Annotated in this window: 20 protein-coding genes; 8 read left to right on the forward strand and 12 right to left on the reverse strand. The window is 63.0% G+C overall.

Features of this window, described 5'->3' with window-relative positions; genetic code table 11:
- Positions 1-87: 87 nt before the first annotated feature.
- From GCN74_RS10255 to GCN74_RS10265, 3 genes are all read right to left on the reverse strand, one after another.
- Positions 88-1,014, reverse strand: coding sequence for a LysR family transcriptional regulator (locus tag GCN74_RS10255; protein WP_152256578.1), 927 nt, complete (start codon positions 1,012-1,014; stop codon positions 88-90).
- A 69-nt stretch (positions 1,015-1,083) separates the two neighbouring features.
- The gene (locus GCN74_RS10260) at positions 1,084-2,319 is read right to left on the reverse strand and encodes a M20/M25/M40 family metallo-hydrolase (RefSeq protein ID WP_152256579.1); all 1,236 of its coding nucleotides are present in this window, start codon (positions 2,317-2,319) and stop codon (positions 1,084-1,086) included.
- On the reverse strand, positions 2,316-3,548 hold the full coding sequence (locus tag GCN74_RS10265; RefSeq protein ID WP_152256580.1) for a urate hydroxylase PuuD: 1,233 nt from the start codon (positions 3,546-3,548) through the stop codon (positions 2,316-2,318). Before GCN74_RS10265 ends, GCN74_RS10260 begins: the two co-directional genes overlap by 4 nt.
- Positions 3,549-3,679: 131 nt before the next feature.
- On the opposite strand from GCN74_RS10265, the gene GCN74_RS10270 reads away from it, so the two are divergent.
- Both GCN74_RS10270 and GCN74_RS10275 read left to right on the forward strand, forming a co-directional pair.
- Entirely contained in the window at positions 3,680-4,618 is a 939-nt protein-coding gene (locus GCN74_RS10270) for a LysR family transcriptional regulator (protein ID WP_152256581.1), read from the forward strand.
- A 73-nt stretch (positions 4,619-4,691) separates the two neighbouring features.
- On the forward strand, positions 4,692-6,449 hold the full coding sequence (locus GCN74_RS10275) for an allantoate amidohydrolase (protein ID WP_152256582.1): 1,758 nt from the start codon (positions 4,692-4,694) through the stop codon (positions 6,447-6,449).
- A 301-nt stretch (positions 6,450-6,750) separates the two neighbouring features.
- On the opposite strand, the gene GCN74_RS10280 is transcribed toward GCN74_RS10275, so the two are convergent.
- The 8 genes from GCN74_RS10280 to GCN74_RS10315 all read right to left on the reverse strand — a co-directional run bounded on the left by GCN74_RS10280 (position 6,751) and on the right by GCN74_RS10315 (position 18,581).
- Positions 6,751-8,091 (reverse strand): sulfatase-like hydrolase/transferase, encoded by a 1,341-nt coding sequence (locus tag GCN74_RS10280; protein ID WP_152256583.1) that lies wholly within the window; start codon positions 8,089-8,091, stop codon positions 6,751-6,753.
- Between the two features lie 669 nt (positions 8,092-8,760).
- On the reverse strand, positions 8,761-9,996 hold the full coding sequence (locus GCN74_RS10285) for a Zn-dependent hydrolase (protein ID WP_152256584.1): 1,236 nt from the start codon (positions 9,994-9,996) through the stop codon (positions 8,761-8,763).
- Positions 9,997-10,006: 10 nt separating this feature from the next.
- On the reverse strand, positions 10,007-11,398 hold the full coding sequence (hydA, locus tag GCN74_RS10290; RefSeq protein WP_152256585.1) for a dihydropyrimidinase: 1,392 nt from the start codon (positions 11,396-11,398) through the stop codon (positions 10,007-10,009).
- 33 nt (positions 11,399-11,431) lie between these two features.
- A complete protein-coding gene (locus tag GCN74_RS10295; RefSeq protein WP_152256586.1) occupies positions 11,432-12,916 on the reverse strand; it encodes an NCS1 family nucleobase:cation symporter-1 in 1,485 nt (494 codons plus the stop codon).
- Positions 12,917-13,058: 142 nt separating this feature from the next.
- Positions 13,059-14,339 (reverse strand): NAD-dependent dihydropyrimidine dehydrogenase subunit PreA, encoded by a 1,281-nt coding sequence (gene preA, locus GCN74_RS10300; protein WP_226938976.1) that lies wholly within the window; start codon positions 14,337-14,339, stop codon positions 13,059-13,061.
- Positions 14,339-15,706 (reverse strand): NAD(P)-dependent oxidoreductase, encoded by a 1,368-nt coding sequence (locus GCN74_RS10305; protein ID WP_152256588.1) that lies wholly within the window; start codon positions 15,704-15,706, stop codon positions 14,339-14,341. The genes preA and GCN74_RS10305 overlap by 1 nt, the downstream gene beginning before the upstream one ends.
- Before the next feature lie 47 nt (positions 15,707-15,753).
- On the reverse strand, positions 15,754-17,256 hold the full coding sequence (locus GCN74_RS10310) for a CoA-acylating methylmalonate-semialdehyde dehydrogenase (protein ID WP_152256589.1): 1,503 nt from the start codon (positions 17,254-17,256) through the stop codon (positions 15,754-15,756).
- Positions 17,257-17,264: 8 nt separating this feature from the next.
- Positions 17,265-18,581, reverse strand: coding sequence for an aspartate aminotransferase family protein (locus GCN74_RS10315; RefSeq protein WP_152256590.1), 1,317 nt, complete (start codon positions 18,579-18,581; stop codon positions 17,265-17,267).
- A 203-nt stretch (positions 18,582-18,784) separates the two neighbouring features.
- Between GCN74_RS10315 and GCN74_RS10320 the strand changes: the two genes are divergently transcribed.
- The 6 genes from GCN74_RS10320 (at position 18,785) to GCN74_RS10345 (ending at position 23,703) form a co-directional block, all read left to right on the forward strand.
- Positions 18,785-20,242, forward strand: a complete 1,458-nt coding sequence (locus GCN74_RS10320; RefSeq protein ID WP_152256591.1) for a PLP-dependent aminotransferase family protein — start codon at positions 18,785-18,787, stop codon at positions 20,240-20,242.
- Positions 20,243-20,252: 10 nt separating this feature from the next.
- A complete protein-coding gene (locus tag GCN74_RS10325) occupies positions 20,253-20,930 on the forward strand; it encodes a TetR/AcrR family transcriptional regulator (RefSeq protein ID WP_152256592.1) in 678 nt (225 codons plus the stop codon).
- A gap of 91 nt (positions 20,931-21,021) precedes the next feature.
- The gene (locus GCN74_RS10330) at positions 21,022-21,537 is read left to right on the forward strand and encodes a hypothetical protein (protein WP_152256593.1); all 516 of its coding nucleotides are present in this window, start codon (positions 21,022-21,024) and stop codon (positions 21,535-21,537) included.
- Positions 21,538-21,677: 140 nt separating this feature from the next.
- On the forward strand, positions 21,678-21,947 hold the full coding sequence (locus GCN74_RS10335; RefSeq protein WP_152256594.1) for a hypothetical protein: 270 nt from the start codon (positions 21,678-21,680) through the stop codon (positions 21,945-21,947).
- Between the two features lie 158 nt (positions 21,948-22,105).
- Positions 22,106-22,528 carry a VOC family protein gene (locus tag GCN74_RS10340; RefSeq protein ID WP_152256595.1) on the forward strand — a complete coding sequence of 141 codons (423 nt, stop codon included), beginning with the start codon at positions 22,106-22,108 and terminating at the stop codon, positions 22,526-22,528.
- Between the two features lie 11 nt (positions 22,529-22,539).
- Entirely contained in the window at positions 22,540-23,703 is a 1,164-nt protein-coding gene (locus GCN74_RS10345) for a dipeptidase (protein ID WP_152256596.1), read from the forward strand.
- Here the strand turns inward: GCN74_RS10345 and GCN74_RS10350 are convergent.
- On the reverse strand, positions 23,700-24,911 hold the full coding sequence (locus tag GCN74_RS10350; protein WP_152256597.1) for a nucleoside deaminase: 1,212 nt from the start codon (positions 24,909-24,911) through the stop codon (positions 23,700-23,702). The genes GCN74_RS10345 and GCN74_RS10350 overlap by 4 nt on opposite strands.
- Between the last annotated feature and the right edge of the window lie 4 nt (positions 24,912-24,915).

The raw sequence follows: 24,915 nt of genomic DNA on the forward strand, positions 1-24,915 counted from the left end.
GTTATTCTGAACGCGACTGATAAGTTTTTCTTGTGGGTCGCGGCGATTACAACAACTTAATTGTCACATTAATGGTCACGCTAACTGTCACGTCCGCGCACCGGCGCCATATTCCCCGCCCAGCCCCAGGGTGAACCTGGCCGCCTCCTCGCACGCCAGCATGGCCACCAGCTGGATCGCTTCCGTGGTGATGTCTTCGCTGTAGCTGATGACGATGCGCTGCGGCGCCAGGGCGCTGGCGCACGGAATCAGCGCGATGTTGCCCTGCTCGATTTCCTCGCGCAGGGGCGCCAGCGGCAGCACGGCGATGCCGAAGCCCGCCTTCACGAGGCGCACGATGGCCGAGATCGAGCTGACGCAGTGCACCCTGCCCAACTGCACGCCCTCGTCCTGGCACAGCGCTTTCAATGCGGAATGGGGCTGCGAGCCCCGGTTCATGGTGATGATCGGATGCTGCGCCAGTTGCGCCACGGTGAACGGTTTGCCCGTGTCGGGCCAGTCGGCCTTCCTGCCCGCCCAGCCCATGGCGATGGCGCCGCTGCCCGTGCTGCGGATATGGTCGCCCGTCAGCATGTCCGTCTGCAGCGCGATATCGAGTTCGCCCTGCTGCAGCTGTTCGTGCAGGCGCCGCGTCGATTCGGACGTCAATTGGATCTCGATGCCCGGATAGCGCTCCTGCACGCGCTGCAGGAACGGGATCAGCCAGGTATGGACGATGGTTTCGATGACGCCGATGCGCACTTCGCCCGTGATGTGCGCGGGCGAGGAATTGGCCGCATACATGTCGCGGCACAGTTCCAGCATGCGCTCGGCGTACACGAGCAGGTTGCGCCCGGCGAAGGTCAGGCGGATCTCACGCGCGTCGCGGTCGAACAGCCGCGTGCCGAAGTCCTGCTCCAGCGAGGCGATGCGGTTTGAAATGGCCGCCTGCGTGATGTGCAGCTTGTCGGCCGCCGTGCGGAAGCTGCCCAGCCGCGCAGCCCAGACAAACGCTTCGAGAAAACGGGTATTCAATGGAGCTCTTCTTCACCTAGAGTGTGGTCGGCCCATTGTAAGCCAAACTGCCTTGCCTTATTTCCCGCCCTATTTCTTGCCCAGGAAATCGAGCAAGGTCAGGGCGACGATCTTGCTGGCCTTGCGCAAGTCATCCAGCGCCAGGCGTTCATCGGCCTTCTTCGCATTCGATTCGGGCACCGTGCGCGGGCCGGCGCCATACAGCACGGCAGGGATGCCCCGTTCGCCATACAGGCGCGCATCCGCATACAGGGGCGTGCCGACGGCGGGAATCGTCTCGCCGAGGATGGCTTGCGCGTTCTTTTGCAGGCTGCCCACCAGCTGCTCGGAACCGGGCAAGGGGCGCAGCGCGTGCGACAGCAGCAGGCGGCGGATCTCGAGGCGGATGCCCGGCTCGCCCCGCACGGCGTCTTCGATCAGCGCGCGCACCTGCGCTTCCACCGCCACCGGGTCTTCTTCCGGGATCATGCGGCGGTCCATCTTCATGACGACTCTTCCCGGCACCACATTGGTATTCGTGCCGCCGTCGATGCGCCCCACCAGCATGGTGGGAGAGTCGATGCCGGCGACCTTGGACTTGATCTTTTTCAGCTCCGGCAGCTGGCCGTAGATGGCGTTGAGGATCTTGTTGGCCGCCTGCAGCGCGTCATGCCCCGTCTCCGGCATGGAGCCGTGGCCAGCCTTGCCGTGCACGGTGATTTCCAGCTGCAGGCAGGCGTTGTGCGCGGTGACGATGCCGTAGCTGAAACCGGCCGCGATGACGAAATCGGGCTTGGTCAGCTGCTGCTCCAGCAGCCAGCCCGGCCCCAGCAAGCCGCCGAATTCCTCGTCGTACGTGAAGTGCAGTTCCAGCTGGCCTTGCAGTGGAATGCCCAGCGCTTCGAGCGCGCGCGCGGCAAACACATAGGTGGCGAAATCGCCCTTCGACACGGCCGTCGCGCGGCCGTAGATATAGCCGCCGTCGATCTGGCCGCCATACGGCGGATACGTCCAGTTGTCGCCGGGCGGCACCACGTCGCCATGCGCATTCAGGGCCACCGTCGGACCGCCTGCCGCATACGGGCGGCGCACGATCAGGTTGGTGATGCTCTGCATGCCATACGCCTCCACCTGCTCTTTTGGCACGGCATGCTGTTCCGCCTGCCAGCCGTAGGCCTGCAGCAGCCGCGCCACCAGTTCCGCGTGGGGCGCGTTGTTGCCGGGCGGCGTATCCGTCGGCTGCTGCACCACCGTCTGTAAAAATGCGACTTCCTCGTCGAAGTGTTCGTCGATCCAGGCCGTGATGCGTTCTGCGTGCGTTGTCATTTTGTTCCTTGCATGGTCTGTTGCAGCCAGACGCCCAGCTCACTGCGCTCGGCGTCCGTCATATTGGTCAGGTTCCCGATCGGCATGGCTTTGAGCTCGATGGCCTGCTTGTAGATTTGCGCCGCATGCTGGCGGATTTCCGTTTCATTATCCAGCATCATGCCGGCCGGCGCCGTGGCGAAGCCCGGCTGCGTGGGCTGGGCCGAATGGCAGGTGGCGCAGCGCTGGGCGATGATGGCATGCACGGCCTTGAATTGCGCTGCGGGGTCCGCCGCTGGCGCGGCCGCCACGGCCACGGGCGCTTTCGGCGCGATGGCCACGGCGACGGCCACCAGCAAGGCCACGCCCAGGACCGGATAGCGCCACTCGACCCGGCCCTTGTGGCGCAGGTTGAAGAAGTGGCGGATGAAGACGCCCGCCGCCATGATCAGCGCCAGCACCAGCCAGGCGTGATCGTTGCGGTAGGTCATCGCGTAGTGGTTGCTGATCATGATGAACAGCACGGGCAAGGTGAAATAATTGTTATGCACGCTGCGCTGCTTGGCTTTCAGGCCGTGTTTGGGGTCGGGCAGCTTGCCGGCGGCCATGGCTTCGACCATCTTGCGCTGGCCGGGAATGATCAGCATCAGCACATTGGCCACCATGATGGTGCCGATCATGGCGCCCACGTGGATGTAGGCGGCGCGCCCGCTGAGCAGGTGCGTGAGCACATACGCGGCGCCGACGATCAGCGCAAACACGGTCACGCCGAACCACAGCTCGTATTGCGCCAGCTTTGATCGGCACAGCAGGTCGTACACGCTCCAGCCGATGACGAGGGTGGCGATGCCGATGCCGATCGCCTGGCCGCTGCTGATGTCGGCCACGGATTTGTCGATCATCATGGCCTGCGCATTGAAGTAATAGGCAATCGTCAGCAACGCAAAGCCGGACAGCCAGGTGGAATACGCTTCCCACTTGAACCAGTGCAGTTCCTTCGGCAGTTCGGCGGGCGCCACCAGGTATTTTTGCGGGTTATAGAAGCCGCCGCCGTGCACGGCCCACAGTTCTCCCGACACGCCTTTCTTCGCCAGCTCGGAGCCGGGCGCGGGCGGGCGGATCGAGTTGTCGAGCCAGACGAAATAAAAGGAAGCACCGATCCAGGCGATGCCCGTGATGACGTGCAGCCAGCGGACGATCAGGTTCAGCCACTCCAGGCCGTACGGAATCAGGTAGGCAAATACTTCCATAAATTTCCTCTAGTCAGACCGAACCAATATTCGTGCCAATCTACACAAGATAAACGGATTTACCGCCCATCACATGAAAAATATCGTATATTTGACATATTCAAATCGATATACAACAGAGCCGCCGCCACATGTCCAGCCTGCCGCAACACCTCGACCTGCACTTGATCCGCATCCTCTATCTGCTGCTGGTGGAAAAGAATGTCTCGCGCGTGGCGCTCAAACTCAATCAGCCGCAGCCTTCGATTTCCGCTTCCCTGCGCAAGCTGCGCGAACTGACGGGCGATCCGCTGCTGGTGCGCGGTGCGCGCGGCATGGTGCCCACCCAGCATGGCGAAAGCCTGCTCAATCCGGCCAAGCGCATCCTCGACCAGACGGAAAGCCTGTTCGTCAAAAAGACGCCATTCGTGGCGCAGGAAGAGGCGCGCACCTTCCACATCGCCGCGCCCGACTACCTGGACAGCCAGTTCCTGCCCAACGTGGTGGCCCTGCTGCGCCGCGGTTCGCCGAAGAGCCGCGTGGTGCTGCACAGCCTGGGGCCGGGCATCGACCATATCCGCCAGCTGTCCGACGGGGGGCTGGACCTGGTGATCGCCAACTGGGACGAGCCGCCCGCCCATCTGCACATCTCGAAGCTGTTCGAAGACCCCATCATCTGCGCCATGCATGCGGAAAACGCGTATGCGCGCCGCACGGCCAGCGACGCCATGACGCTCGACGATTATCTGAACCTGCCCCATGTGGCGCCGTCGCAGATGATGCCGGGCTACCACGGCGTGATCGACTCCTTTCTGGAGCGCCAGAACCTGCAGCGCAACGTGGTGGTGGAATCGGCGTATTTCGGCCTGATTCCCTACATGCTGACGCAGACCGACCTGGTGCTCACCACGGGCCGGCAATTCATGCGCTTCTATGAAAAGACGCTGCCGCTGAAAACGTATACCGTGCCATTGAAATTCCCGCCCATGCGCTTTTACCAGCTGTGGCACCAGCGCGTGCACCAGGCGCCCGAGCACAAATGGCTGCGCGACCAGGTCAGCGCGGCCGCCAAGGCGCTGGTGCAGCGATAGCCGCTATCAGCGCGCGCATATAATGGATGCCGGAACAGGGCGCTATCATCACCGCTTGCATGATCGGAAAACCATGACCACCCTTTCAGACCTGAACGCCGGCAGCCAGGCCGATTTTATCGCGCACCTGCATGGCATCTATGAACATTCGCCCTGGATCGCCCAGCGCGCGGCCGCCGCCCGGCCGTTTGCCAGCCTGACGGCGGTCAAGACGGAGCTGCAGCGCGTGCTGGCGCAAGCCTCGCCCGAAGAGCAGCTGGGGCTGATCCGCGCCCACCCGGAGCTGGCCGGCAAGGCCGCCATCGCGGGACAGCTGACGGCGGAGTCGACGCGCGAGCAGGCCAAGTCCGGCCTGAACCTGTGCAGCGCCGACGAATTCGCCACCTTGCAGCGCCTCAATAGCGAGTACAACGCCAGGTTCGGCTTTCCCTTCATCCTGGCCGTCAAGGGCCCGACGGGCGAAGGATTGACGCGCCAGGACATCATCGCCACGTTCGCGCGGCGCCTGAAAAACCGCCACGCCGACGAACTGGCCGAATCGCTGCGACAGATCAAGCGCATCGCCGAGTTGCGCCTGAACGACCTGTTCGACGTGCGCCTGGATTTCGGTCCAGGCATCATGCAGCAGGCGGAAATACTGGCCGGCTGGAGCGACAGCGATTACAACCTGACGTGCGCCTACCTGACGCCGGCGCACCGCAAAACGGCGGCGCAGCTGGCCGAGTGGATGCGGGACGCAGGCATGCAGGTGCATATCGACGCCGTCGGCAATGTCGTCGGCCGCTATCTGTCCGACGTCCCCGGCGCAAAGACCCTGATGACGGGATCGCACTACGACACGGTGCGCAACGGCGGCAAATACGATGGCCGCCTGGGCATCGTGCTGCCGATTGCCGTCGTGCGCCACCTGCATGAACGGGGCGAAAAACTGCCGTTCCACCTCGAGATCGTCGGCTTCGCCGAGGAGGAAGGCGTGCGCTTCAAGAGCACGTTCCTGGGCAGCACGGCCGTCACGGGCAAGTTCGACGTCTCGCTGCTGGAGCAGCTCGATACGGATGGCGTGAGCATGCGCGAGGCGCTGGCCGCCGCCGGCCATGCAGCGGCCGACATCGGCGCCATCGCGCGCGATCCCGCCGATTTGCTCGGCTACGTGGAAGTGCATATCGAACAGGGCCCCGTGCTGCTGGAGCGCGACCTGCCGCTGGGGATCGTCACGGCAATCGCCGGCAGCTCGCGCTACCTGGTCAATCTTGGCGGCGTGGCCAGCCATGCGGGCACCACGCCCATGAACATGCGCAAGGATGCGGCCAGCGCGGCCGCCGAGATCATCCTGCTGGTGGAACGGCGCTGCAACCAGGGCGAGGCGCTGGTGGGTACCGTGGGGCAGCTGCACGTGCCGAACGGCTCCGTCAACGTGATCGCCGGCGCCTGCGCCCTGTCGCTCGACATCCGCGCAGCCGTTGATGCCGTGCGCCAGGCGGCCGTCGACGATATCCTGGACGGCATCGCCGCCATCTGCGCGCGGCGCCAGATCGACTACCAGCTGGAACTGCTGCTGTCGGCGCGTGCCGCGCCGTGTGCGCCATGGCTGATGGCGCAGCTGGCGCAGGCCGTGGAATCGGTCGGCGTCGAACCGTACGCGCTGCTGTCGGGCGCCGGCCACGACGCCATGGCCATGGCCGCCATCACCGACGTGGCGATGCTGTTTACCCGCTGCGGCAATGGCGGCATCAGCCACAACCCGCTGGAAACCATGACGGCCGACGACGCCGACATCGCGGCACGCGCGCTGTTGGCCTTCCTGCGCGAGTTTCAACAAAAAGAAGTTTAGTCCGCACGCCCTTGCTATCGATAACAAGATCGAACGAAACCATCACGGACTGAAAAGGCAGGCTGTCATGACATGGCAGGCGTTGCAGCTCGCCCGCACTCCAGGCATGACAATCCGAGAAAGGGAGCAGGTGCACCGGCAAGAGAATACCGTTGCCCAGTAACAACAATGGCTTGTTGAAGTGTGCCTCAGGCGGAGGCGTGCGCCGCCCCAAAGGACTGCGGCACCTGGGTCAAGCTGCCACAGCGCACGTCTTCCAGCGACAACCATTCTTTCTGCTTATCGCTACCTCTAGCAATATCTAGCCGTGGCAATTAAAGGACATTCGGACATATGGCACCTGATGTGCCTGAAGCTGATCACTGTTACCCATGGAAGGTGGCTGGTGATCGCCCACGACGTATGCCTCGGTACAACCGAGTTGAGGCTTATTACTCAAGGCCGCCACCAACGTTCCCACGGCATTGCGCGCGACAATTTGAGACTCGTTCACCGCATGTATATTCTGAAAATACTGCGTTGACATATGCAGCATGGAAGACGCCACGGGTTCATGGCTCGACAGCGATAACATATATAAAAACACCTTGTCTTTCCCGGCAATCACGTCAACACCATACCGAATCAGCTCCTCGTCGCAAATACCAGAGAAACGTCCTGGACACGTCTTCAACTGATTCAAATCCGTCCGGAAGTAAGAATTATCGATGCCCAACTCTTTCCAAACAGACTTTCTGGCATAAAACATCTGCAGATAACCGTGCAAACCCAATACCTCATAGCCTTTTTTCTTCATGTAGGCCGGAGCACAATCACCAGAAAATGAAGAGAAATTTGGGCGAGCATCCAGCTTGATATATTGAGAACATAATTCACGGACTTCTCCCTGCAGGGTCGATCCGTGATAATCAGTAAAACCTGCCTCAATAATATTGCCACCATTCTGCACGATGTTTTTCTTCACCTCAGACAGGGAAGCCTGACTCTCTCCCCACGACTCAACCACCATCAAGACGATCTTGGCCGGAACTTCACGGGCGCTCGTGAGATGGTTTAAAAATGTCGGTGCATTTGTCGGACCCAGGAACTTATTATCTTTAGATTGAGCATCAAGCACCAGCACCTTGAATACAAATGGCGATGATGCAATGATATTTCTCCTTATCATGCCATCACTCTGGCCAAGAACAGGCATCATGAATTTCATAAAAATGAAACATCCGCCGATGATCAGGATACTTTTTTTAAATCCGGCAGAAGTCTCTCTATAAGGCGCCGAAAACAAAAAAATACACATCAAAAAAACAAAAATACAACAGGCAAATACAACCTGAAGAGGAGCCCCTCCCATCAGGATCAAAAAATAAAAATGATACGCTGCCGGGTAGATATTCCAACTAGCCAGCATTGCTATCAAGAAAACAAATATCCAGAGAATCTTGAGCCCAAATGACACTTTTGGATTGAGTCGCTTTTCGATAAAAGGAAAAACAAAAGGCTCGGCACAAAAATAGAAACCACCGAAAACAAAACTCCATATCACACTTGGCAACAACAACCATAAAAGGCAGCGAATATAGACAGCTTTTCCTGACAAAAACGAGAAATGCGGCGATTCTTTATATGCAGAAAATACATTCATGAATTGAAACATAGGAGCTATGAAATCCGGCAATCGGCAATAAACCAGAGGGGATCGGGGAAGGTTTTATGTTGAATTATTCTTTCATGCATTTTAACACGTAGCCCACGGCCCTCTGCCAGTACTCTGAGAGAGTCCCCATATGCAAGGACAAGCTACATAAAAGCATAAAAGTATTTTCAATGTCATTCAGTCAATAATTTGTTTGAGGCGGTCATGTAGTAATAATAATTACCATGCCGGCACGACCTGCGATAAGTCGTAGGGATTGCTAACTCCGTGGTAGCGCTTGGTCCAGCAGCCAGCGATCATGATTGAGGCAGTCCAGGCCTGACTCCAGCAGCTGCGCTGGAAGGGGAAACTGGAGGCATCGTTGAGCGAAAAGAGCGGTATGCGGCAGTCCCCAGGGAAGGCATGCGCTGGCACTTGCATAAAGTAGCCGGCGCTACACGCACCAGCCTCCCGTCGAACGGCGCGGCTGACAGTACGGCAAGCACGATTTGCGCGCACGTCAATCAAAACACATGATGGCGAACACGCACCGCGATGCCGCCGCCCGGCAGCGCCAGTGCATGGCCGCCTCCCGTCTCCACAACGCCGGCAACAAGCCTGCATGCAGTTTGAGTCAGCGTGTCCGGGAAACCCGAAGCGTTCAGGCGACTGAGCGCCCTACACAGCCACGGCCCGCTCCAGCATCGCGTGCAGCAGCACATTGCAGCCCGCTTCCAGGTGCTCGGGCTTGGCGTCCTCGATTTCATTGTGGCTGATGCCATCCTTGCACGGCACGAAGATCATGCCGGCCGGTGCCAGCCGGGCCGCATAGATGGCGTCGTGGCCGGCGCCGGAGACCACGTCCATCACGGAGTAGCCCAGCTTTTCAGTCGCGTTGCGCACGGCGCCCACGCAGTCGGGGTGGAACGGGCATGGAGGATAATAGGAGACGCGCTCCAGCGTGATGCCCAGCCCAGTCTTTTCACGCGTGGCATCGATGAAGGCCGTGATCTCGCCATGCATGGTGTTGAGCAGTTCGTCGTTCACATTGCGCAGGTCGATGCTGAATTTGACTTCGCCGGGGATCACGTTGCGGCTGTTCGGGAACACCTGCACCATGCCCACCGTACCGCGCCCGTACGGCGGGTAGCGGTTGGCAATGGCCACCACTTCCTGCATGATGGCGGTCGCCACCTGCAGCGCATCCTTGCGCAAGCCCATGGGCGTGGGGCCCGCATGCGCTTCCATGCCCGTCACCACGCAGTCGTACCACGACAGCCCCATCACGGCCGGCACCACGCCGATCACCTTGTCCGCGTCTTCCAGCACGGGGCCCTGCTCGATATGCGTCTCGAAGTAGGCGCCGATGGGATGGTCGCCCGGCACCTGGTCGCCACGATAGCCGATGCGCGCCAGCTCCTCGCCCACCGTTTTGCCTTCCGTGTCTTTCGCCGCGTAGGCGGTTTCGAGCGAAAAGGCGCCGCAGAACACGCCCGAGCCCATCATCACGGGTACGAAGCGCGAGCCTTCCTCGTTGGTCCAGAAAGCCACTTCGATGGGGGCCTGCGTCTTGATCTTCAGATCGTTCAGGGTGCGCACCACTTCCAGGCCCGCCAGCACGCCGTAATTGCCATCGAACTTGCCGCCCGTGGGCTGCGTGTCGATATGGCTGCCCGTCATCACGGGCGGCAGGGTATTGTCCACGCCGTCGCGGCGCATGAAGACATTGCCGATCTGGTCGATGGTGATGCTCATGCCCGCTTCACGGCCCCAGCCCACCACCAGGTCGCGGCCCTGCTTGTCCAGGTCCGTCAGGGCCAGGCGCTTGACGCCGCCCTTCGCTGTCGCGCCGATCTGCGCCAGTTCCATCAGGGCTGCCCACAGGCGCTCGCCATTGATACGCAATTCATCCATCGTCAACTCCTTATGCGGTGGTGGCGGAAAACGCGGGGCGCTCGATATAGCGCCCCGCGCCCTCGACAGCCGTCAGCTCGCCCTGGTGGAACACCACCTTGCCGGCGGCAATCGTGGTGCGGGGGATGCCGCGCACGGTGCGTCCTTCGAAGACATTGAAGCCTCCCTTGGCGAACTGCGTGGCGGCGGAAATGGTGCGCGTGCCCTGCGGGTCCCACAGCACGATGTCGGCGTCGCTGCCCGCGGCGATGACGCCCTTGCGCGGATACATATTGAAGATCTGCGCCGCATTGGTGGACGAGACCTTGACGAATTCGGACGGCGTCAGCATGCCGGAATTGACGCCCGCATCCCACACCACGGCCATGCGTTCCTCGACGCCGCCGCAGCCGTTCGGGATGCGCGTGAAGTCGTCTTTGCCAGCCGCCTTCTGTTCCGCGCAAAAAGTGCAGTGGTCGGTGGCCGTCGTGTGCAGGTTGCCGCTTTGCAGGCCGTGCCACAGCGCCGCCTGATGGTGCTTGCCGCGGAACGGCGGACTCATGACGTGGCCCGCCACGTAGTCGAAGTCGTCGCTCCGGTAGACGCTGTCGTCGATCACCAGGTGGCCCGCCAGCGCTTCGCCGTACACGCGCTGGCCGTTCGCACGGGCCCGCGTGATGGCGTCCAGCGACTCGGCGCAGGACACGTGCACGATGTACACGGGGGTATTGAGGACGTTGGCGATGGCGATGGCGCGGTTGGCCGCCTCCGCTTCCACGGCAGGAGGGCGCGACAGCGGATGCGCCTGCGGCCCCGTGATGCCCTTTTTCAGCAAGGCTTGCTGCAATTGAAAAACCAACTCGCCGTTTTCCGCATGCACGGTGGGCAGCGCGCCCAGTTCCAGCGAGCGGGTAAAGCTTTTGACCAGGGTTTCATCGTCGGCCATGATGGCGTTCTTATACGCCATGAAGTGCTTGAAGCTGTTCACGCCATGCTCGCGCACGAGGGTGCCCATCTCTGCATGCACCTGCTCGCTCCACCAGGTGATCGCCACGTGGAAGGTATAGTCGCCGGCCGCCTTGGCCGACCATGCGCGCCACTGGTGATAGGCCTCGATCAGCGACTGCTTGGGTGCGGGGATGACGAAATCCATGATGGTGGTGGTGCCGCCCGCCAGCCCCGCCGCCGTGCCCGTGAAAAAATCGTCAGACGTCACCGTGCCCATGAAGGGCAGATTCATGTGCGTGTGGGTGTCTATCCCGCCCGGCATCACGTACAGGCCGCCCGCATCGATCACGGTGGCGCCGGATGGCACGGCGAGGTTCTCGCCGACGGCGGCGATCGTGCCGCCCTCGATCAGCACGTCGGCGCGGAAGGCGCGGTCGGCGTTGACGACGGTACCGCCACGTATCAGTGTAGTCATCTTGTCTCCTTTACTCGAACAGACCCGAACAGCTCAGGATTGCGGCGCCTGCTGCACGCGCGCCGTCACCTTGCCCTTCATCATGATGCCGTAGACGACGGCGGCGATGGCCACGCCCACGAACCAGGCGTAGGTATAGATGGTTTTAAAGCCTGCGGCCACGTCGGGGAAGACCGCAGGAAACGCTGCATTCAAAAAGCCCGGGATATTCGGCAGCACGGCGATGAGAAAGGCGATCAGCGCCGCCATGTTCCAGCCGCTGCCATACGAATAGACGCCATCGTCGCGGTACAGCTGCCTGACGTCGAGCTGCGTCTTGCGCACGAAGTAGTAGTCGACGATGAGAATACCGGCGATGGGACCCAGCAGGGCCGAGTAGCCGATCAGCCAGGTGAAGATATAGCCCTGCGTCGATTCGAGCACCTTCCACGGCATCATGACGATGGCGATGAAAGCCGTGATATAGCCCCCCATCTTGTACGAAATCTGCTTCGGCGCCAGCGAGGAAAAGTCGTAGGCGGGGCCCACCAGGTTGGCCGCCAGGTTGACGCTGACCGTGTCGATCAGCAGGATGATCAGGGCGATCAGCACGGCGGCGCCCGTCATGCGGCTGGCCAGGTCGACGGGGTCCCAGATGGCCTTGCCGTACATGACCACGGAACCGGCCGTGACGATGACGGCCAGCATGGCGAGCAAGCCCATGGGCATGGGCAGGCCGATCGACTGGCCGATCACCTGGTCGCGCTGCGTCCTGGCGAAGCGCGTGAAGTCGGGAATGTTCAAAGCCAGGGTCGCCCAGAAACCCACCATGGCCGTCAACGATGGCCAGAAGACGCTCCAGAACTGGCCCGCCTTCTTGCCGCCCGGGATGAACTGCGATGGCTGGTCCAGCAGGCTGGCCACGCCGCCTGCCTTGCTGTGCACCCAGTACAGCAGCACGAAGCAGATGAGGATTTTCAAGGGAGCCGTGTAGGTTTCCAGTTTGCGGATCGACTCCATGCCGTGCAGGATGTAATAGAACTGGATGGCCCAGAAGGCCAGGAAGCACAGCAGCTGGCTGCCATTGATGCCCAGACCCGCGATCTTCTCGCCGCCCAGTTCATGGCCCATCAATACGCCCATCAGGGTATAGATCATCTGCCCGCCGAACCACGTCTGGATGCCGTACCAGCCGCAGGCGACGATGGCGCGCATCAGGGCCGGCAAGCGCGCGCCCATGGTGCCGAACGAGGCGCGCGCCAGCACCGCATACGGAATGCCGTACTTGGTGCCCGCATGGCCGATCAGCAGCATGGGCAGGAGCACGATGGCGTTGGCGAGAAATACCGTGAGCACGGCCTGGTAGCCGGACATGCCGCTGTCGATCAGGCTGGCCGACAGGGTGTAGGCGGGAATGCACATGACCATGCCGACCCACAGCGCGGCGAAGTGATACCAGCGCCAGGTGCGCTGCGCCGCCGTGGTGGGCGCCAGGTCTTCATTCCAGAGTTGCGTGTTGCCAGAGTAGTCGTGGTTCACAGGGTTGCTCCATCGGTTAGACCGCTGGCGCGCAAAGGCGCCAGGGATACGGCAATGTGGAAACGGCTCGGCTTTTAAGTAATCTAGCTTACTGCAAAGACGCACCGCTGTTTATAAAATAAACGCACGCAATAACCGTGCCCTATGCCGTCTCCGCCAACGCGCGGGGATTCCTGGGATCCTGCGTCCAGTTCATGTACGGCTTGCCCGTGGCCTGCGGCACCATCGTGATGCAGCCCTGCACCGGACAGGTGATTTCGCACAGGTTGCAGCCCACGCATTCTTCCTTGATCACCTCATAGGTGCGCATGCCGGCGGCGTCGATCAATTGGGCGATCGACTGGTGCGACGTGTCTTCGCAAGCCACGTAGCACTTGCCGCATTTGATGCAGTCGTCCTGGTTGATGTGCGCGATGACCTGGTAATTCATGTCCAGGTATTTCCAGTCCGTCGTGTTGGCCACGGCCTTGCCGGCAAAGTCGCCGATGCGTTCATAGCCCTTTTCATCCATCCAGCGCGACAGCCCATCCTTCATCTCTTCGACGATGCGAAAGCCATGCAGCATGGCGGCCGTGCACACCTGCACGCAGCCGGCGCCCAGGGCGATGAATTCGGCCGCGTCGCGCCAGTTGCCGATGCCGCCGATGCCGGATATGGGCAAGCCACGCGTCTGCGGATCGCGGGCGATTTCCGCCACCATGTTCAGCGCGATGGGTTTCACGGCCGCGCCGCAATAGCCGCCGTGCGTGCTGGCGCCGCCCACGATGGGCAAGGCCACCATGCGGTCCAGGTCCAGCGAGGTGATGGAATTGATGGTGTTGATCAGCGAAACGGCATCCGCGCCGCCCGCCTTGGCCGCGCGCGCCGGCATGCGCACGTCCGTGATGTTGGGCGTGAGCTTGACGATGACGGGCAATTTGCTGTGCTTCTTGCACCAGGCTGTGACCATCTGCACGTACTCGGGCACCTGGCCCACGGCCGCGCCCATGCCCCGCTCCGGCATGCCGTGCGGGCAGCCGAAATTGAGCTCGATGCCGTCGGCTCCCGTGGCCTCGACCTTGGGCAGGATATCCGCCCAGTAGTGCTCTTCGCACGGCAGCATCAGCGAGACGACGATGGCGCGGTCCGGCCAGTCCTTTTTCACCTGCGTGATTTCGCGCAGGTTGATGTCCAGCGAGCGGTCGGTAATCAGTTCGATGTTATTGAAGCCCACCACTTCGCGGTTCTTGCCATACAGGGCGGAATAGCGCGACGAGACGTTGACGGCGGCCGGGTCTTCACCAAGCGTCTTCCACACGACGCCGCCCCACCCCGCCTCGAACGCGCGCACCACGTTATAGGCCTTGTCGGTGGGCGGCGCGGACGCCAGCCAGAAGGGGTTCGGCGACTTGATGCCGCAAAATTCGATGCTGAGATCAGCCATTATGCAGCCTCCACTTTGGAAAGAAGATCGGCATGGATGGCCAGTGCGGCCAGCTTGCCATGCTGGACGGCCTGCACCGTCAAGTCCTGCCCCGGCGCCACGCAGTCGCCGCCCGCGTAGATCCCCGGCAGCACCGTGCGAAACAGCGCATCGACGGCGATCTTGTCGCCCTCGCGCCGCAACAGCGACGCCATCGGGTCGTGCAGCACTTCCGTGTCGAGGCTCTGGCCGATGGCCTTGAAGATGGCGTCGGCGGCCACGTCGAACGTCTCGCCCGTGCCCGCCAGACGCGTGCCCTGCATGGAGGTTTTTTCGAAGCGCATGCCAGTCACCTTACCCTCGCTATCGAGCAATACCTGCTGCGGCTGGGCCCACGTCAGCATGCGCACCTGGTTGGCCTTGGCGATTTCCTGTTCATGGTGGGTGGCCGTCATGGCGTCGAAGCCGCGCCGGTAGACCAGGGTGACTTCCTCGGCGCCCAGGCGCTGGATCTGCACGGCCATGTCGATGGCCGTATTGCCGGCGCCAATCACGATGGCCCGTTGCGGCACGGGCAGCGCGGCCAGGTCGTCGGCCTGGCGCAGCGCGGCGATGTAGTCGACGGCGGCCAGGAGACCCGGCGCATCCTCGCCCGTCAGGCCCAACTTGCGGCTGGCACCCAGGCCCAGGCCCAAAAACACGGCATCGTACTGCGCGTGCAGGTCGCGCAGCTGCAGGTTCTCGCCCAGCACCTGGCGACATCGGATCTCGATGCCGCCTATCTGCAGCAGGAAGTCGATTTCCTTCTGCGCGAAGTCGTCCGTCAGCTTGTACTTGGCAATGCCGTATTCATTCAGGCCGCCCGCCTTGCCTTCCTTTTCAAACACCACCACGTCGTGGCCCAGCATGGCCAGGCGGTGCGCGCACGACAGGCCGGCCGGTCCCGCGCCGACGATGGCAATCGTCTTGCCCGTGGCGGCCGCGCGCCGGAACGGGTGCTGCGCAAAATGCATGTGGTCGACGGCATAGCGCTGCAGCAGGCCGATCTTCACGGGCTGGCCTTCGGCATCGTGGTTGCGCACGCAGACGTCCTCGCACAGGATTTCCGTGGGGCAGACGCGGGCGCAGCTGCCGCCCAGGATATTCTGCTTCAGGATGCCGGCGGCGGCGCCGTTGATGTTCTTGTCGTGGATATTGCGGATGAAGCTGGCCACGTCGATTTCCGAGGGACAGATGCGGCTGCACGGCGCGTCGTAGCAGTACAGGCAGCGGGCGCTTTCGATGGCGGCCTGGCGCGCGGTCAAGGGCGGCGCCAGGTCCGTGAAATGGCCCGCCAGTTCCTCGTTGGGCAGGGTGGGATGCGGCAAATAGTTCAGGGACTCGATCATCGCTGTTTCCTTCTTTGATCCTGCGGTGGATTTGTCGTGTGAAACCGTCACTTCATCTGGGGAAAAGCAAATTCCACACCAGCGCTTGCCGTGTTGGGCCAGCGCTGCATCACGGCCTTGTGGCGCGTGTAGAAACGCACGCCTTCGGGGCCATAGGCGTGGTGGTCGCCGAACATGCTGCGCTTCCAGCCGCCGAAACTGTTGAAGGCCATCGGCACGGGCAAGGGGATGTTGACGCCCACCATGCCGACCTGGATCTGGCGCACGAATTCGCGCGCCACGCCGCCGTCGCGCGTGTAGATGGCCACGCCGTTGCCATACTCGTTGGCGTTGATCAGCTCCACCGCCTGCACCACGTCAGGACAGCGCAGCACGCACAGCACGGGACCGAAAATCTCTTCCTTGTAGATGCTCATGTCGCGCGTCACATGGTCAAATAAAGTACCGCCGACGAAGAAGCCGCTCTCGCGGCCCGGCACCACATGGTTGCGGCCATCGACGACGAGGGTGGCGCCCTGCTCCACGCCCGAGGCGATCAGTTTTTCGATGCGCTGCTTGGCGGCCAGCGACACGACGGGCCCCATTTCCGCACCATCTTCCATGCCGTCGCGCACTTTCAGTGCGGCCGTGCGCGCTGCCAGTGCATCGATCAATCTGTCGCCCGCGTCGCCCACGGCCACGACGACGGAGATGGCCATGCAGCGCTCGCCCGCCGAACCGTAGGCGGCGCCGATCAGCGCATCGACCGTCATGTCCATGTCCGCGTCGGGCATCACCACCATGTGGTTCTTCGCGCCGCCCAGGGCTTGCACGCGCTTGCCGCTGGCGCTGCCGCGCGCATAGATGTATTCGGCAATCGGCGTGGAGCCCACAAAGCTGATCGCCTGCACGACAGGGTGGTCGAGCAGGGCGTCGACCGTCACCTTATCTCCCTGCACCACGTTGAAAACACCGTCAGGCAAGCCCGCTTCCTGCAGCAGCTTCGCGTGCAGCAAGGAGGCCGACGGATCGCGCTCGGACGGTTTCAGGACGAAGGTATTGCCGCAGGCGATGGCGACGGGGAACATCCACATCGGCACCATCACGGGGAAATTGAATGGCGTGATGCCGGCCACCACGCCCAGTGCCTGGCGCATGGACCAGGCGTCGATGCCGCGCGAAATCTGGTCCGTGAATTCGCCTTTTAATAATTGCGGAATGCCGACGGCAAATTCCACCATCTCGATGCCGCGCGCCACCTCGCCCTGCGCATCGGCAAAGGTCTTGCCATGTTCGCGCGTGAGCATGGCGGCAAAGTCGTCCGTGTGCTGCTGGCACAGCTGCAGGTAGCGGAACAGGACCCGCGCGCGCGTCAATGGCGGCGTGGCCGACCAGGCTGGAAAGGCGGCGGCCGCCGCCTGCACGGCTGCGTCCACGTCGTCGCCGGTACCCAGCGCCACCCTGGCGACGGGCACGCCCAGGGCGGGGTTGTAGACGTCGCCATAGCGGCCGCTTCGGGTGTCGACTTTGGCGCCGTTGATGTAGTGGGTGATGGTGTCGAGATCGTTCATGGTGTTCCTTAGTCGAGATTCTTTAATACCTTGGCCAGCTTGCCGAACAGTTCGTCGACATGCTGTTTTTCCAGCACCAGCGGCGGCGACAGGGCGATGATGTCGCCCGTCGTGCGTATCAGCGCGCCGTCGGCAAATGCCTGCTTGAAGGCGTTGAAGGCGCGCGTGCCCGGTTTGCCGGCGATGGGATCGAGTTCGATGCCGGCGATGAGGCCGATGCTGCGCAAGTCGATCACGTGCGGCAAGCCTTTCAGCGAGTGCACGGCATCGCTCCAATACGCCTGCATCGCTTTCGCGTGGCCCAGGATGTCCTGTTCCTCGAACACTTGCAGGGTCGCCAGCGAGGCGGCGCAGGCCAGCGGGTGGCCGGAATACGTGTAGCCGTGGAACAGTTCGATCCCGGTCGGCGCGTCCATGAAGGCGTCGTGGATATACTGTTTGCTGAAGACGGCGCCCATGGGCACCATGCCGTTGGTCAAGCCCTTGGCCGTCGTCATCAGGTCCGGCTCGACGTCGAAATAGTCGGCGGCGAACGGCGTCGTCATGCGGCCGAAACCCGTGATGACTTCATCGAAGATCAGCAGGATGCCGTGCTTGGTGCACAGCTCGCGCAAGCGTTTCAGATAGCCTTTCGGCGGGATCAGCACGCCCGTGGAACCGGCCACCGGTTCGACGATGACGGCGGCAATCGTCGATGCGTCGTGCAGGGCGACGATGCGTTCCAGTTCGTCGGCCAGGTGGGTGCCGTATTCGGGCTCGCCCACCGTGTAGGCGTTCTTCTCCAGGTTGTGCGTGTGCGGCAGGTGGTCCACGCCCGGCAGCAGGGGGCCGAAGGTCTTGCGGTTGCCGCCGATGCCGCCCACGGAAATGCCGCCGAAGCCCACGCCGTGATAACCGCGTTCGCGGCCGATCAAACGCGTGCGGCTGCCCTCGCCGCGCGCGCGGTGATACGCGAGCGCGATCTTCAGTGCCGTGTCGACGGCTTCGGAGCCGGAATTGGTATAGAAGACATGGCCGAACTTGTGGCCCGTGTAGTCCATCAGTTTTTCGGCCAGGTCGAAGGCGGCCGGATGGCCCATCTGGAAGGTGGGCGCAAAATCGAGCTGGCCCACCATCTCGCGGATGGCGCCGACGATTTTCGGCTGCGCATGGCCGCAGGGCACGCACCACAGGCCGGCCGTGCCATCGAGGATGCTGTTGCCGTCGACGTCCTTGTAGTACATGCCTTCGGCCGAGACCAGCAGGCGCGGATGAGCCTTGAAATCGCGGTTGTTGGTAAACGGCATCCAGAATGCCGACATCGATTCCGGCCTAGTTTCGTTCATGACCTTCTCCTTGGGATGGGCTGGCGCGGCGCCAGGATCGTTTTTGACGAAGCGTAAAATAATTTACCAGTTGGCAAAAAGCTGATGTAATAATAGACAGGCCATCCCCAACGGCACAGATACACAAACGGCAAAGTGTCCCAACCGTACAGGTCGAAAAACCACTACAGTTTTTTTGTGCAAGGCAGCATAAGGAGCCACCGGTGACGCACAACGTGAAGCAGGACGAAGGCGAAGCTAACGCCAGCGGCTGGCCCGTGCTGGACATCGACCGCCAGAAAAAAGGCGGCCTGGTCGAGCAGATCGTCGTCGCCATCAGCGTCATGGTGGGCAGCCGCGCCTTGCGCATCGGCACGCGCATGCCATCCGTGCGCCAGTTCGCCCGCTGCAATGGCGTGTCGACGTTTACCGTCGTCGAATCGTATGACCGCCTGGTCAACCTGGGCTTGCTGTCGTCGCGGCGCGGCTCCGGCTATTTCGTCGCGCGCCACGATATCGCCGCCTCGCCGCAATTGGCTGTGCACGCCAGCCCCAGCGCCATCGACGCCCTCACGCCGGACCTGTATTCGGGCGTGTCGGATGCGCTGCCCGTGGGGGCGGGCTGGCTGCCGCCCGAGATGTATGGCGAAGCGACCGTGCTCGATGCCGTGCGCCAGGCCATGCGCATTCCCGCCAGCCGCCTGCGCGGCTATGGCCACCCGCTGGGTTTTCCTTCGCTGCGCCAGCACCTGGCGACAAGCCTGTCGGAAGAGCTGTTCCAGGTGGAGCCGGACCAGGTCTTGCTCACGCATGGCGCCACGCACGCTTTTGACCTGGTCCTGCGCAGCCTGACCAAGCCGGGCGACACGGTGCTGGTGGAAGACCCCGGCTACAGCAACCTGCAGTCGCTGATCCGCCACCACGGCTGCATCCCCGTGGGCGTGAACCGCGGCGAAGCGGGCCTCGATCTCGATGCGCTGGCTGCGGAAGCGGCCCGCAGCCAGCCCAAGCTGATGTTCGTCAACACGGTGCTGCAAAATCCCCTGGGCACTTCGCTCAGCCAGGCGCAGACGCACCGCCTGCTGGCACTGGCCGAACAATTCGATTTCTGGCTGGTGGAAGACGATATCTACCGCGAACTGGCGGCGCGCGGCGAAGCATCGCTGGCGGCGATGGATGGCTTGCGCCGCGTGATCCGCGTGGGCAGCTTCTCCAAGACCCTGTCGCCCGTGCTGCGCGTCGGCTCCATCTGCGCCTCGCCTTCTCTGGTGGCCGAACTGGTGCGCGTGAAAATGCTGGCAGGGCTGACGACGTCGGAAATCAACGAGCGCGCCGTCTACCACGCCATCTCCGCGCGGCCCTACAAGCGCATGGTCGAGCGGCTGGTGGCGCAGCTCGATGCGGCCCGCGAGCGCAGCATCGACTGCCTGGCGCAAGCGGGCATGGCGCCCGTGGCGCGGCCCCGCGGCGGCATGTTCGTCAGCGCCGGCTGGCCCGACATCCAGACGCCGGAATGGAACGGCAAGATCATCGCCGACATGGCATTGAAGGCGGGCATCCTGCTGTCGCCGAACGAATTTTTCATGCTGCGCGCGCCCGAGACGGTGTGGTTCCGCTTCAACGTGGCCTACACCGATACCCCCGTGCTGCACACCTTCCTGCAATCGATACGTCCACGCTAAAGAACCCGCCATGGCCAGCGACAAATCCCCTGCCCTTCCCGTGAAAAATGCCGGCGGCCGGCGCCTGCAAAACCGCGACCGCCTGGAAGCGGACATCCTGGAGCAAGCCGTGCGCGTATTCGCGGAAAGCGGCTACGAGGGCGCGTCGATCGCCACCATCGCCGAACGGGCCGGCCTGTCGAAGCAAAACCTGATGTATTACTTCCCGTCCAAGCAGCTGCTGTACCAGCGCGTGCTCGACGATGTGCTCGACGACTGGCTGGCGCGCATGGAATCGCTGGCCAATGAACACGATGCGCCGCGCGACGTGCTGCGCGCGTATATCGGCGCCAAGCTGCGTTTTTCGCGCGAACAGCCATGGGCTTCGCGCGTGTATGCGCTGGAAGTGATCAATGGCGCGCCCCTGTACGGCAACCAGATACGCGACCGGGTCGTGCCCCTGCTGCGCAAGGATATCGCCGTCTTCGAAGCCTGGATCGCCGCCGGCAAGATGGCGCCCGTCAACGCCACCCACCTGATGTTCGCCATCTGGGCCATGACGCAGTCGTATGCGGATTTTTCAGCGCAGATGGCCCTGGTGCTGGAACGCAAGCAGCTCACGCGCAAGGATTACGAGGACGCCGAAATCCTGATCGCGCACATGGTGCAGGCCGCCATCGCCCTGCCGGCGGCAGTGCCCGGCACGTGATGAAATTTCCAACGAACAAACGAGCAGTGATAGCATGGCGCGCTGGAGCGTTTGCACGGGCGGCGCGATACCCACAGGATAAGGAACAGGCATGAAACAATGGTCATCGGCGCGCACCGCGTCATTGCTGGGCAAGGCGGCCTGCGCGGCGCTGCTGGCAGTGGCATCCACGGCACAGGCGCAGACAGTCGGCATGATAGACAACCAGCCGCTCAGCGAAACCTGGCTCAACGCGGGTTTTTATTCGTATCACTTTCAGCGCGACAAGAACCTGAACGACAGCAATCCGGGCCTGGGCGCCGAATACCGTTTTTCCACGGTCGCGTCGGCCACGGCCGGCCGCTTCTACAATAGCGACCGCGCCTATTCGAACTACCTGGGCGTGTACTACCAGCCCATCAAGGTGGGCCCGCTGCGCGTCGGCGCCGTCGTTGGCGGCTTCAGCGGCTATCCGAAGATGCGCGACGGCGGCTGGTTCCCGGCCCTGGTCCCCACCATCAGCTATGAATACCAGCGCGTGGGCGTGAATATCGCCATCGTGCCGTCCTACAAGGACCGCCTGTACGGCGCCCTCAGTTTCCAGCTGAAACTCAAGGTATTCGAATAACCGCTTGTCCCGGCCTGTCGCCGTTCGCTCCGCCATTTCTGCCATTCGTCGCATACGCCATGGTCGGCGGCCAGGTTTTGCCTATAGTGGACACATCGCCAGCCTGCATACGGCAGCGGCATCCACGACAGGAGAACAGCATGAAAGACATCAATCCGGCACCGGGCAGCAATTCCTTCAGCGCTTTCTGGAGCGAGCTGTGCGCTTACGCACGCGAGGGCATGGCAGCCTTGCGCGCCATGTCCTGGCCCATGCTGCTGGGATGCTGCCTGGGCCTGGCGTTCCTGATCACCATCCTGCCGCTGGCCATCATGCTGTTTGCCCTCGTCATGCTGCTGCGCTGGGCCAGCAACAGCGACGATACCAGCACGGACACGGAAGCGGCGAACTCGTCCCGGTCACCGCAATAAATTTGCGCCGTGGCAAGAGTGCAACGATGGTTCTATGGCACTATGGATGGGCGCAGCATTGACGGGCATCAATACCATCCCGATGGATGGTATTGATACGGAACACCGCGCACCATAGACGATCGAAGCTACTCCCCATCTGCCATAGGAGTTTTCTGATGACCACGACAGCAAAAGCCACAACAGGCACGACCATTCCCTGCCTGCGCTACCGCGACGCCCCCGCCGCCATCGAATGGCTGTGCAACGCACTCGGTTTTGAAAAACAATTGATCGTGCCTGACGGCAACGATGGCGTAGCTCATGCGCAACTGAGCTTCGGCAACGGCATGGTCATGGTGGCGCCGGCCCTCGACAGCGACTATGGCCGCCTGATGAAACTGCCTGGCGAACTCGGCGGTGCCAACACGCAAAGCTGCTACCTGGTCGTCAGCGATGCCGATGCCGTCTACCGCAGCGCGCGCGAAGCGGGCGCCGAGATCATGCTCGACATCAAGGATGAGGATTACGGTGGACGGGGCTTTACCTGCCGCGATCCGGAAGGCCACATATGGAGCCTGGGCACCTACGACCCATGGTAAAACGGAGAACAATGATTATCGGTACCCTCGCCGCCGCCAGCCTTGCGCTGGCTGGCGGTTTCCTGTCCGCTCCCGTCCTCGTCGACGAGCATCTCAACCGCGTGCATGCGCCGTCCGGCAAGGCGCCGTCGGCGGCCACCCTGGCCCTGCACCAGAGCCTGTGGATCGCCGACCTGCACGCGGACAGCCTGCTGTGGCAACGCAAGCTGGCGCGCGACAGCCAGCGCGGCCATGTCGACTTCCCCCGCCTGCAGCGGGGCAACGTGGCGCTGCAAGCCTTTTCCGTCGTCACCAAGACGCCGCGCAAGATGAATATCGAGCGCAACGGCAGCGATACGGATAACATCACGGCGCTGGTGATGGCCCAGGGCTTACCGCCCGCCACCTGGAACAGCCTGCTGGCGCGCGCCACCTACCAGGCCGGCGAATTGCAGCAGCAGGCGGCCGGCAGCCATGGCAAGGTCCGCGTGATCGGCAGCCGCGCCCAGCTGCGCAGCTTCCTCGCCGCGCGCGAACAGGACCCCGGCCTGCTGGCCGGCTGGCTGACCCTGGAAGGCGCGCATGCGCTCGAAGGCAAGCTGGACAATCTCGATACCTTGTACCGGGCGGGCTTCCGCATGGCCGCGCCCACGCATTTCTTCGACACGGAGCTGTCCGGCTCCCAGCACGGCATGCAAAAAGGCGGCCTGACGCCGCTGGGCAGGCAATGGCTGCGCGCCATGGAGCAGCGCAAGATGATCGTCGACCTGGCGCACGCCTCGCCGGCCACCATCGACGACGTCTTGAGCATGGCGAAGCGCCCCGTGATGGTGTCACACACGGGCGTGCGCGGCACTTGCGCCAACGGGCGCAACCTGAGCGACGCGCAATTGAAACGCATCGCCGCCCAGGGTGGCCTGGTGGGCATCGGCTTCTGGAATACGGCCGTCTGCGGCAAGGACGTGGCGTCGATCGCGCGCGCCATCAAGTACACGGTCAACCTGATCGGCGCCGAACACGTGGCCTATGGTTCGGACTTCGACGGCGCCGTCACTACCGCCATCGATGCGGCCGGCCTGCCGCGGTTGACGCAGGCGCTGCTCGACGCGGGCCTGTCGGAAGCGCAGATCCGCCGCGTCGCCGGCGAAAACGTGCGCGACTTTTTATTGAAAAACCTGCCCGACGACGACGCCTAGGCCAGTGCGTCGATCAACGCCCGGTCCGCCACCTGGCGCGGCCGGATCCGGATCAGCTTGCGGTACAGGGGCGGCATGGCGTCGCACAGCGCCAGCAGCGCGTCTTCCGCCATGGCCGGGCGCACGTACTGGAATTGTGCGGGGTTATTTTCCGGCAGCGCCCCCTCCATCGTGGAGCCATAGGCGCCCAGGGTCATGAAACTGGCGGCGCTGTCGTCCGGGCCCATGGCCAGCACGAAGGTGCCATGCTTGGGGTGGCCCAGATAACGCTTGATGTCTTCCTGCAGCGCCGGCTCGGCGCCGGCCATCAATTCATAGCGCAATTGCGCGTACTGGCGCGTGCATTCCATGAACGGCGTGCGGATGAGGGAACGCGCCAGCTGGCCCGGCATGCACAGCAGCAGGTTGCCAAAGGCATCGAGCAAGGCGGCCGCGTCGCCCTGGCCGCCGTCGCGCGCGTCCTGCTCCATGGCCGCCTGCAGGAATGGCGCCAGGCCAGCATCGGGCGCATGCGGGTCGCAGCGGTAGGTCAGCGCGTCGGGATAGCGGCGGCGCAAGGCGCGCACCACGGCGTGCTCGGACGGCAAGGTGGCCGGATCGCGCAGCTGCACGTCGTCGCCCGCGTTCAGCAGCTGCATCACCTGGGCCGATGTCGCTTCGAACACCAGCGAGCACAGTGCCTGCGTCGCCTCGTGGATGCTCTTGCCGATGAAAAAGGACCTGGGCGCGGCGCCGGACGGCGCGCGCGCATACTCGGTGGCGCCGCGCACGGCCGGATAGCAAAAGCTGCGGCCCGCCTGCGCCCGCAGCGGCACCGGCAAGGCCGTGAAACTGGCGGCGCCATCGTAATTGATGCCCGCCTTGACATCGGGTGCGGCCACCACCACGTTGAAACCGGCCGCCAGGATGGCGCCCGTGCACATGCAGCACGGGTCGAGCGAGGTGACGATGGTCAGTTCGCCCGGCGGCGGCAAGGGCGTGCCCTTGGCCCGTTCGGCAAAATACCAGTCCACCAGCTGGCGCTCGCCATGCGCGGTGGGGTCGAACACCAGCCCCTGGCGCACGACGTTGTTGTGCATCGATTGCAGCACGTTGCCGGCGCCATCGAGCAGCACGCCGCCCACGCCGAAGGTGCCCTGCGTCTTGGCGGCCATGGCTTCGGCCGCGGCGATCGCCACGGCGGCCTGGATGTCGATCGTCTTGTTCAAACCA

Source organism: Janthinobacterium sp. FT14W (assembly GCF_009208755.1).
Classification (GTDB): domain Bacteria; phylum Pseudomonadota; class Gammaproteobacteria; order Burkholderiales; family Burkholderiaceae_D; genus Janthinobacterium; species Janthinobacterium violaceinigrum.

Coding starts and splice junctions, on each gene's coding strand:
- GCN74_RS10260 (WP_152256579.1), bottom strand. CDS start 2,319: ATGACAACGCACGCAGAACGCATCACGGCCTGGATCGACGAACACTTC.
- GCN74_RS10265 (WP_152256580.1), bottom strand. CDS start 3,548: ATGGAAGTATTTGCCTACCTGATTCCGTACGGCCTGGAGTGGCTGAAC.
- GCN74_RS10270 (WP_152256581.1), top strand. CDS start 3,680: ATGTCCAGCCTGCCGCAACACCTCGACCTGCACTTGATCCGCATCCTC.
- GCN74_RS10275 (WP_152256582.1), top strand. CDS start 4,692: ATGACCACCCTTTCAGACCTGAACGCCGGCAGCCAGGCCGATTTTATC.
- GCN74_RS10280 (WP_152256583.1), bottom strand. CDS start 8,091: ATGAATGTATTTTCTGCATATAAAGAATCGCCGCATTTCTCGTTTTTG.
- GCN74_RS10285 (WP_152256584.1), bottom strand. CDS start 9,996: ATGGATGAATTGCGTATCAATGGCGAGCGCCTGTGGGCAGCCCTGATG.
- hydA (WP_152256585.1), bottom strand. CDS start 11,398: ATGACTACACTGATACGTGGCGGTACCGTCGTCAACGCCGACCGCGCC.
- preA (WP_226938976.1), bottom strand. CDS start 14,339: ATGGCTGATCTCAGCATCGAATTTTGCGGCATCAAGTCGCCGAACCCC.
- GCN74_RS10305 (WP_152256588.1), bottom strand. CDS start 15,706: ATGATCGAGTCCCTGAACTATTTGCCGCATCCCACCCTGCCCAACGAG.
- GCN74_RS10310 (WP_152256589.1), bottom strand. CDS start 17,256: ATGAACGATCTCGACACCATCACCCACTACATCAACGGCGCCAAAGTC.
- GCN74_RS10315 (WP_152256590.1), bottom strand. CDS start 18,581: ATGAACGAAACTAGGCCGGAATCGATGTCGGCATTCTGGATGCCGTTT.
- GCN74_RS10325 (WP_152256592.1), top strand. CDS start 20,253: ATGGCCAGCGACAAATCCCCTGCCCTTCCCGTGAAAAATGCCGGCGGC.
- GCN74_RS10330 (WP_152256593.1), top strand. CDS start 21,022: ATGAAACAATGGTCATCGGCGCGCACCGCGTCATTGCTGGGCAAGGCG.
- GCN74_RS10335 (WP_152256594.1), top strand. CDS start 21,678: ATGAAAGACATCAATCCGGCACCGGGCAGCAATTCCTTCAGCGCTTTC.
- GCN74_RS10340 (WP_152256595.1), top strand. CDS start 22,106: ATGACCACGACAGCAAAAGCCACAACAGGCACGACCATTCCCTGCCTG.
- GCN74_RS10345 (WP_152256596.1), top strand. CDS start 22,540: ATGATTATCGGTACCCTCGCCGCCGCCAGCCTTGCGCTGGCTGGCGGT.